Source organism: Bacteroides sp., from assembly GCF_052357945.1.
Taxonomy (GTDB): domain Bacteria; phylum Bacteroidota; class Bacteroidia; order Bacteroidales; family Bacteroidaceae; genus Bacteroides.
Map to the genome: position 1 here is coordinate 1 of NZ_DAWCXD010000188.1, position 7,885 is coordinate 7,885.

The following is a 7,885-nucleotide window of genomic DNA, read 5'->3' on the forward strand; positions in this document are numbered from 1 at the left end:
ACTTACATTGACTGCATGTAGCAGTGATAGTGACGGAGACGGTGATGGTAACGGAAATGGTGGAAACAATGGCGGAACAGGTAGCTCTATCGTTGTGGGTGAAAATATCCTGTCTGGAACGCTGACCGGAGAGCAAACGTTGGAAGCTAAGGAATATATTCTGAACGGAACAGTCGTGATTGAAGACGGAGGCCGTCTGAATATCCCTGCCGGAACAACGATTAAAGCTCGTGAAGGTTTCAGCAGTTATCTGCTGGTTGCACAGGGTGGTAAACTTTATGCTGACGGTACCGCTGCCAAGCCAATCGTTTTCACAGCTAACTCTACAAGTCCTACTTCCGGTTATTGGGGAGGAGTCATTATTAACGGTAAAGCTCCGATCTCCGGTTCGAATGCGAATAAGAGTGATACTGGTCTGACGGAAATCGACAATAGTTATAAATATGGTGGTAGTGTCGATAATGATAATTCCGGTTCATTGACCTATGTAAAAATCTGCTATGCCGGTGCTCGCTCTACAGCAGATATCGAACACAACGGATTGACGCTGAACGGTGTTGGAAACGGTACCAAGATTGAGAACATCTATATTCTTGAAAGTGCGGATGATGCCATCGAATTCTTTGGCGGTACAGTGAATGTAACGAACCTGTTAGCTGTAAACCCGGATGATGATATGTTCGACTTTACTCAAGGATATTCCGGTACATTGAAGAACTGCTATGGCGTTTGGGAAAGCGGTTATACCAGTACAGAAGCAGATCCGCGCGGTATTGAAGCAGACGGTAACCTGGACGGTATCTATCCCGATCATCTGCGTCAATCGGACTTTACGGTTGAGAACATGACGATCGTAAATAATGCTGCAAATACAACGGACAATGTAGACCGTATGCAGGATGTGATAAAGATTCGTCGTGGCGCAAAAGCTACCATCACAAATGCCCTTGTCAAAGGTACTGGCGGAACCATCGACCTGATTGATATGAACGATAGTAAAGGGGCAGGAAATGCAGCGTCCAGCATCAGCATCACCCACACATTGAATTTTAAGAATAAGCTGAACGGTACACTGAATACATTTACCGAGCCAACTACTAACACTGGTGTAGATGCATCCCTGTTCACTTGGACCGGATATAATTTCTCCTCATTATAATTAGGGTATAAATTAGCGAGGTTTATCTTTCAATAGGGTGTATGGGAGGATTTGTAACAAACAGATTCTCCCATATTCTATTTGTTTTTTTTCGTAATCTTCTTTTAGCTTTTTTATTTGGTTCTTTATGGTATGAGTAATTACCTTTTTTGTATATTTGTCGACCTATTATCTTACAATGATACAAAATATGCAAACAGACAACGAGCGATACCAAAAAATGGCTTCTCTTGCACAGATCGGGTGGTGGGAAGTAGATTTAACGGCGGGATATTATCTGTGTTCCGATTATCTTTGTGATCTTTTGGGGTTGGATGGTAACACTATCTCAACTTCGGATTTTCTGAATCTGGTACGTGAAGATTATCGCAACCAGATTGCACAGGAGTTCCGGGCAAATACTTCTATACATAAGGACTTTTATGAACAAACCTTTCCTGTTCATTCAAAATATGGTGAGGTTTGGCTACATACCCGTCTGGCTTTTCGTGAGAAAGGTACAGGCGCTGATGGAGGTGATAAGTCCTTCGGAGTAATCCAGCGTGTTGAGGCCCCTAAGGAAGAAGATCAAAGGGAGGTATTGACACGTGTGAATGACTTGCTTCGCCGGCAGAATTTTGTTTCGCAATCGTTGCTCCGTTTCCTCCGTGATGAAGAGGTAGAGTCTTGTATAACAGATGTTTTAAAAGATATTTTGAATCTTTATAATGGAGAGGGACGTGTTTATATTTTTGAATACGACGAGACTCATACACATCATAGTTGTACTTACGAAGTTGTTTCCGAAGGGGTATCAGCAGAAAAAGAGACTTTGCAAGGCATACCTATCAGTAAATCGAGATGGTGGAGTGAACAGATATTGGCTGGTAAACCTATTATCTTGGACACACTGGAACAGTTGCCTGAAGAAGCAGTTGATGAGTATCAAATACTTGCTGTTCAGGGAATTCGATCTTTGATGGTTACTCCTTTAATGGCAGGTGACCACATTTGGGGCTATATGGGTATTGATTTGGTGAAAAGTTACCATGGCTGGAGTAATGAAGATTTTCAATGGTTCTCCTCATTGGGAAATATTATAAGCATCTGTATTGAGTTGCGTAAGGCTAAAGACAAGGTTGTTCGTGAACAGGCTTTCTTGAATAACCTGTTCCATTTTATGCCAATGGGATATATACGTATGTCCATTATCCGTGACGAGAATAATGAACCTTGCGATTATCGGGTGACGGACGCGAATGAGGTCAGTTCAACCTTCTTCGGACATCCTTTGGAATCCTACATTGGTTCTTTGGCATCTAAAAAACATCCTGACTATCTTCAAAAAATTGATTTCCTAAAAGAAATACTGGATACTAATTCTTATAGGGAGAAAGATGAATATTTCCCAAGAACGGAACGGTACACACATTGGGTTATTTATTCTCCCGAAAAAGATGAAATAGTCGGTTTGTTCCTCGATTCTACGGGATCGGTACAAGCTAATCGGGCATTGGACCGTAGCGAAAAGCTCTTTAAGAATATTTTTGCTAATATACCGGCAGGAGTAGAAATCTACGATAAGGACGGCTATCTGATAGATCTGAATAATAAGGATCTGGAGATATTCGGTGTAGTGAATAAATCGGATGTAATAGGGGTTAATTTCTTTGAGAATCCGAATGTGCCGCAGAATATCCGTGATCGTGTTCGGAATGAAGATTTGGTGGATTTCAGGCTTAATTATTCTTTTGAACAGACGGGAGGGTACTATGAAACGAATCGGTCTAATGTGATAGAACTATATTCGAAGGTTAGTAAGTTATATGACAATGAGGGTAACTTCAGCGGATATATTTTAATAAGTATTGATAATACGGAACGAATTGATGCAATGAATCGTATCCGTGATTTTGAGAATTTCTTCCTGATGATATCCGATTATGCCAAAGTCGGTTATGCCAAACTGAATCTTCTGAATCGGAAAGGCTATGCCATTAAACAATGGTACAAGAACTTGGGTGAAGAAGAAGATATTCCTTTGAACGATATTGTGGGAGTTTATGGCAAAATGCACCCAGAAGACCGCAAACGTTTCCTTGATTTCTATGATGAAGTCAGGGAGGGACGAAGAAGACATTTTCAGGGAGAAATGCGCATTCATCGTTCCGGGACAAAGAACGAATGGAATTGGGTTAGCTGTAATGTGATGGTCACCAACTATAAACCGGAAGAAAACGAAATAGAAATCATCGGTATCAATTATGATATTACAGAGTTGAAAGAAACCGAAGCCGAATTGATTCAGGCACGCGATAAGGCGGAGATGATGGATCGCTTGAAAAGTGCTTTCTTGGCAAATATGAGTCATGAAATCCGTACGCCGCTGAATGCTATTGTTGGTTTCTCCGATTTGCTGGTAGAAACTGAAGATTTGGCAGAACGTCAGGAGTATATTAAGATTGTCCGTGAGAATAATGATCTTTTGTTGCAACTAATTTCAGATATCCTCGATTTGTCTAAAATTGAAGCAGGTACATTTGAGTTTACCAATGGAGATGTAGATGTAAACCTGTTGTGTGAAGATATTGTCCGCTCCATGTGTATGAAAGCGAAAGAAGAGGTGGAGCTGGTTTTTGATGACCATCTTCCGGTTTGTCATGTCATCAGCGACCGTAACCGCATACATCAGGTGATCTCTAATTTTGTAAATAATGCAATGAAGTTTACTTCTGAAGGCAGTATTCATGTGGGATATGAACTAAAAGATGGAGAATTGGAATTTTATGTCGAAGATACGGGAATTGGTATTGAAAAAGAACATTTGCCACATATCTTTGAACGTTTCGTGAAGCTCAATTCTTTTGTACACGGCACTGGATTGGGGCTTTCTATCTGTCAAAGCATTGTAGAACAATTGGGTGGGCGAATTGGCGTTGATTCTGAAAAAGGAAAAGGATCACGTTTTTGGTTTACTGTTCCCGGGGTGATTGTAGTGGAAGATGTCTGTTGTGCACAGTAAAGAAACTCATATATAATAAAAGAAACGGTCTTGGTTTCGATGTCGATTGACATGAAACCAAGACCGTTTCTTTTATAGTAAGGTTGTCCGTTTAAATTCCGAACGACAGTTTATCAATAGACTGATATACGATACTTGCGATACCCAGTCCGATAATACCCAGCGTGCAAAGTGCCAGTCCCCATTTTGTGCAACGGTCGCTGCGAAAAGTAGGAATCGGGTTGTCGGAAGGAGTGATATACATTGCTTTTACAATCAGTAGATAGTAATACAACGAAATCACTGTATTTACCAATGCAATGAATACCAGCAAGTGGAAACCTGCATCGAAAGCAGCCATGAAGATAAAGAATTTAGAGAAGAATCCGGCAAACGGAGGGATGCCTGCCAATGAGAACAGAGACAGAGTCATCAAGAGAGCGATTTTGGGATTCGTTTTATAAAGTCCTGCATAATCTTCGAGCGTGAATTTCTGGCTGCGTAAGGCCACGATAGTAATCACAGCAAATACTCCGAGGTTGGCAGCAGCATATACTAATACGTAATATACCAAAGCTGTCATGCCCTGTGCTGTGCCCCCGATAACGCCCAACATAATATATCCCGCTTGCGAAATACTGGAGAACGCCATCAAACGTTTCAGGTTCTGCTGACGGACAGCAAATATATTGGCAATCGTGATAGAAGCGATGGTTACCCAATAAAGTACTTCCTGCCAGTCATTAATCATTGGAGCGAATACTTTGATAAGGACAGCCAATAATACAAATGCTGCCGATCCTTTTGATATAACACTCAAATAAGCGGTAACTGCACTCGGAGCACCTTCGTAAACGTCTGCTGTCCATAAGTGGAACGGAACCAATGATAATTTGAATGCCATTCCTGTAAAGAAGAATACAAATGCCATGATCTGCAACGGATTTCCGTCAATATGGGCAGGAAGGTCATCAAAATAAAGAGTACCGGCAGAACCGTAGATCATTGATAGACCGAACAACAGTAAAGCACTGGAGAAAAGAGCTGTCAGAATGTATTTGGCACCCGCTTCGGCAGAGTTATGACGGTATTTATCGAAGGCAATCAATGCTGCCATCGGGATAGAAGCTGTTTCGAGTCCGATGAAGAACATCAGGAAATGTCCGGCGGAAATCATGAGGTACATACCAAACAAGGTAGAGAGTGTAAGTACATAGAATTCTCCTTGCTTGAATGAAGTATCTTCTCTTTTCATCCATTCGTGCGCCATCAGGAAAACAATCAGTGTGCCGACGTTCAGGATGGATTTAACCACTGTGTGCATCGGTACATAATGATACATACCGCCGAATACATCGGCAACAGTCCCCGGAATTAAGTTGATAGCTGTATGGATAGCCATCAGAATAACGGGCAACATTGTGTTCAGGCGTGCTTTCCCACCATTTTTGTGTGCATCCGGACTCATGAAGAGGTCAGCTAGAAATAGCAGCAGTAGGACAGCTATGAGCGACAGCTCTTCTCGCATATATAGAAATTGTGAATAATCCATATTTACAAATTAATTATTAAAGATTAAAAATTAAAGATTATGGAATCAGTTGTGAGACTACGGGGAGTACACTTTCACCAATCATGTGGCTAACCCAGAAAGGAGCCATACCTAGTCCGGCTACACAAACGATGAGGCAGATAACGGCTACACGTTCGTCCCAAGTCGCATCAGTCAGTTCGAGATGATGCTTGTTGGTACAGGTTCCGTATAGAATTTTACCTACCAGACGCAGAATGTAGACTGCAGTAATCACAATCGAAGAACAAGCGATGATAGTCAGTACACGGTGGAACTGGTCGTTGTTCTGGAAAGAGCCGACGAAAATAGTCATTTCAGCAATAAAACCACTTAATCCCGGCAGACCGAGGTTGGCAAGACCGGCAATTACATAACATACACTAAGGAACGGCATAACTTTCATTAAGCCGGCAAGCTCGCGAACGTCACGTGTGTGTGTACGTCCATAAATCATACCGATAAGAGCAAAGAACAAGGCTGTCATCAATCCGTGCGAAAGCATCTGAAGAATTGCTCCTGTTGCTGCTGTCTGATTCAGCATCAGAATAGCGAAAAGAACCAGTCCGCAGTGAGATACGGATGAATAAGCATTGATATATTTCAAGTCGGTCTGTACGCAAGCGGAGAATGCACCGTAAACTACAGAGATACCTGTCAATATCAGGAATATCCATGAAAGTTCGTTAGCAGCTTCCGGCATCAGATACATGGCGATACGGAAACATCCGTAACCTCCCAGTTTCATCAATACTCCGGCATGGAGCATAGATACGGCAGTCGGGGCGGAAGCGTGACCGTCAGGACTCCATGTGTGGAACGGAAAAAGGGCACCTAATACACCGAAACCAAGAAAAGTCAGCGGGAACCAGATGCATTGCTGTGCAAAAGGTATGTTGTGCAACTGTGCGATTTCGAGAAGGTTCATGGTCGTTGCTCCCGAACCGAAATAGATTCCGAGAATACCGATCAGCAGGAAGGCAGAACCACCCATCAACATGAGGGTCAACTTCATGGCTGCATATTCTTTACGTCCCGATCCCCATACACCAATCAACAGGTACATCGGTATCAATGCGATTTCGTAGAACATGAACATGGTGAATAAATCGACGGATATAAAGAATCCGAATACTCCCATAGACAATAGGGTGAACCAAAGGAAATATTCTTTAGTCAGCGGTTGCAGACGCCAGGAAGCAAATGTACCGGTGAACACAATGACAGCGGACAATAACAACATGGCTACCGAAATTCCGTCAACACCTACTGAATAGGATATGTGAAGCGGGGCATACCAAAGCGTATCTGCACGGAAAAGCATTTCTGCCGTGTTTCCGGCACTACGCTCTCCCAGATACAGGAATGTAAGTACGACGGAGGCAATCAGAAGTGCCGATGCGCCAGTAACCATAACCCCCCGGATGGCTTTGATTCCTCGTGCTGCCCAGAGTCCGGCCAGCATCAATAAGGGGATAAGTACGAATATTGATAAGAAATTCATATCGTTCTGTGCTTTATAAGATTAATAGTAGGATAAGTGCCAGTGCACCGCAAAGGAACACGTATGCATATTGTTGTACCTGACCGCTCTGCAAACCACGGATCTCGTCGCTTGTTGTGTTGGTTGCCCATGCCAGGAAATCAAAGAATCCATCCACTACATGACGGTCGAACCATGCGATAGGAGTAGAGATGCAGCGGAAGATAATCTTATGCGTGATAAACTGGTATATATCGTCAATATAGAAGCGGTTATAAGCAGCCTTGTGCAGACCTTTGAACTGTTTTTCCAATGAATCGGCAACTGGTTGTTTGGCATTCTTGTACATCCATGTAGCGATTGCAATCGAAATAATCGCAATGACAACGCTCGTAATAGCCACCGACGGATCGAGATGGATAGAATAAGATTCACCATTCGAACTGATGAAGTGTCCGAAAGGAATAAATCCGGCTCCACAAGTTACTACTGCCAGGAACATCAACGGGAAAGTCATAGCCAGCGGACTTTCATGTGGTGTGTGGTGTGCATGGAGTTCTTTGTTTTCCTTGCCCCAGAAAATACCGTAGTACAGACGGAACATATAGAAAGCAGTCATCGCAGCAATTACTGTCATTACCCATCCCATTACAGGGCTGTATTGGAAGCAAGCAGCCAGAATTTCATCTTTTG

The 7,885-nt window shown here is 42.7% G+C and carries 4 protein-coding genes and 1 pseudogene; 2 read left to right on the top strand and 3 right to left on the bottom strand.

Features of this window, described 5'->3' with window-relative positions:
• Both ACT8YW_RS20745 and ACT8YW_RS20750 read left to right on the top strand, forming a co-directional pair.
• A partial coding sequence (locus tag ACT8YW_RS20745; protein ID WP_444107005.1) for a hypothetical protein occupies nucleotides 1–1,159 on the top strand: 1,159 nt, incomplete at its 5' end.
• Nucleotides 1,160–1,349: 190 nt separating this feature from the next.
• Complete coding sequence (locus ACT8YW_RS20750) at nucleotides 1,350–4,160, top strand: sensor histidine kinase (protein ID WP_444107006.1); 2,811 nt, start codon at nucleotides 1,350–1,352, stop codon at nucleotides 4,158–4,160.
• A gap of 91 nt (nucleotides 4,161–4,251) precedes the next feature.
• On the opposite strand, the gene ACT8YW_RS20755 is transcribed toward ACT8YW_RS20750, so the two are convergent.
• The 3 genes and pseudogenes from ACT8YW_RS20755 to ACT8YW_RS20765 all read right to left on the bottom strand — a co-directional run.
• A complete protein-coding gene (locus ACT8YW_RS20755; RefSeq protein ID WP_444107007.1) occupies nucleotides 4,252–5,691 on the bottom strand; it encodes an NADH-quinone oxidoreductase subunit N in 1,440 nt (479 codons plus the stop codon).
• 37 nt (nucleotides 5,692–5,728) lie between these two features.
• A complete protein-coding gene (locus ACT8YW_RS20760; RefSeq protein ID WP_004305342.1) occupies nucleotides 5,729–7,213 on the bottom strand; it encodes a complex I subunit 4 family protein in 1,485 nt (494 codons plus the stop codon).
• Between the two features lie 13 nt (nucleotides 7,214–7,226).
• A pseudogene (locus ACT8YW_RS20765) lies at nucleotides 7,227–7,885 on the bottom strand (NADH-quinone oxidoreductase subunit L); the annotation flags it as partial.

What these genes read in the sequence shown, in the direction of transcription:
- ACT8YW_RS20750 (WP_444107006.1), top strand. Translation starts at nt 1,350, where the DNA reads ATGCAAACAGACAACGAGCGATACCAAAAAATGGCTTCTCTTGCACAG.
- ACT8YW_RS20755 (WP_444107007.1), bottom strand. Translation starts at nt 5,691, where the DNA reads ATGGATTATTCACAATTTCTATATATGCGAGAAGAGCTGTCGCTCATA.
- ACT8YW_RS20760 (WP_004305342.1), bottom strand. Translation starts at nt 7,213, where the DNA reads ATGAATTTCTTATCAATATTCGTACTTATCCCCTTATTGATGCTGGCC.